The organism is Streptomyces sp. NPDC127092 (genome assembly GCF_042722475.1).
Lineage (GTDB): Bacteria > Actinomycetota > Actinomycetes > Streptomycetales > Streptomycetaceae > Streptomyces.
Map to the genome: position 1 here is coordinate 1 of NZ_JBHXFE010000251.1, position 1,346 is coordinate 1,346.

The 1,346-nt window shown below is 71.8% G+C and carries 1 protein-coding gene; it reads left to right on the plus strand.

Annotated elements, in window-relative coordinates:
* Positions 1-162: 162 nt before the first annotated feature.
* Positions 163-1,346 (plus strand): type I DNA topoisomerase (gene topA / locus ACFWJO_RS39435; protein WP_386873078.1); only part of this gene is annotated, 1,184 nt, incomplete at its 3' end.

A 1,346-nucleotide genomic window follows, 5' to 3' on the forward strand; every position in this document is an offset into this window, starting at 1 on the left:
GGTTCCTGGTGGAGGGCTGACGATCGGGCGGTGGCGGGCGCGGGGACGCCGGGCGTTATCGTGGGCACCGCGCCCCCTACGATGTGGGGACGTCCGCCCGACGCCGGCGTGCACCGCGCACCGGCCCGGAACCACCGCCTTCCCCGTCCGAGGAGGACCCCCTTGTCCACGTCATCCGCTTCCGTGACCGCTCCCGTGCCCGAGGGCAAGAAGCTGGTCATCGTGGAGTCCCCGGCCAAGAGCAAGTCCATCGCGAAGTACCTCAACGCGGTGGGCTCCGGCTGGGTGGTGGACTCCTCCGTGGGGCACATCCGCGACCTGCCCAAGCCCTCGGACCTGCCGGCGGACATGAAGAAGGGCCCGTTCGGGAAGTTCGCCGTGGACACGGAGCACGGCTTCACCCCGTACTACGTGGTGCACCCGGACAAGAAGAAGAAGGTCGCGGAGCTCAAGCGCGAGCTCAAGGACGCCGAGGCCCTCTACCTCGCCACGGATGCGGACCGGGAGGGCGAGGCCATCGCCTGGCACCTGCTGGACACCCTCAAGCCCACGGTGCCGGTGTACCGGATGACCTTCGGGGAGATCACCCAGGAGGGCGTGCGCCGAGGCCTGGAGAACATCCGCGAGCTGGACACGGCCCTCGTGGACGCCCAGGAGACGCGCCGCATCCTCGACCGCCTGTTCGGCTACGAGCTCTCGCCGGTGCTCTGGCGCAAGGTCTCCCGCGGGCTCTCGGCGGGCCGCGTGCAGTCGGTGGCCACCCGCCTCGTCGTCGAGCGTGAGCGGGAGCGCATGGCCTTCGTCTCCGCCCATTACTGGGGCGTGGAGGGCACCTTCACGGTGGCCGAGGGCGCGCAGGCCGCGGACGCCGTGGGCAGCTCGTTCACGGCCCGCCTCAGCACAGTGGACGGCGAGCGCGTGGCCACGGGCCGCGACTTCGACGACGCCGGGCGGCTCAAGGCCTCCGCCGGCAAGAAGGTGACCCACCTGGACGAGGCCGGCGCCCGCTCGCTGGCCGAGGGTCTGCGCGGGGCGGACTTCACGGTCGACTCGGTGGAGGACAAGCCGTACACCCGCCGCCCGGCCGCGCCCTTCACCACCTCCACGCTGCAGCAGGAGGCCGCCCGCAAGCTCCGCATGAGCTCCCGCGTCTCCATGCAGGTGGCCCAGCGCCTGTACGAGAACGGCTACATCACGTACATGCGCACGGACTCGGTGAACCTCTCGCAGGAGGCCGTGCAGGCCGCCCGTCGCCAGGCCACCGAGCTCTACGGGGCGGACGCCGTGCCGGCCCGGCCGCGCGTCTACGCCAAGCGCAACGAGACCGCGCAGGAGGCCCACGAGGC